The organism is Rhodococcus sp. ARC_M6 (genome assembly GCF_022810305.1).
GTDB lineage: Bacteria > Actinomycetota > Actinomycetes > Mycobacteriales > Mycobacteriaceae > Rhodococcus_F.
In genome coordinates this window covers 1-255 of the sequence record NZ_JALGQH010000125.1, presented here as the reverse complement: position 1 = coordinate 255, position 255 = coordinate 1, and the positions used below count along the sequence as shown (strand labels likewise).

The 255-nt window shown below is 69.4% G+C and carries 1 pseudogene; it reads left to right on the top strand.

Going from position 1 to position 255, the window contains the following annotated elements:
• A pseudogene (locus MTX36_RS29665) lies at positions 1 to 255 on the top strand (FAD-linked oxidase); the annotation flags it as partial.

Genomic DNA, 255 nt, shown 5'->3' with positions numbered 1-255 from the left:
ATCTGGACCTGCGCCCCCAAAACCCCCGAAGACGCAGTCCGCCTCGCCAACTGGGGCCACGCCAACGGCTACACCATCCGCCCCCGCGGAGCCATGCACGGCTGGACCCCCCTGACCATCGTCAACGACGCCCCCCGCGACAAAGTCATCCTCGCCGACACCATGGTCCACCTGAACTGGGTCAACGTCGACGCCGGCGGACCCATCTCCACCGTCACCGCCGGACCCGGCGCCACCCTCGACGCCATCACCACC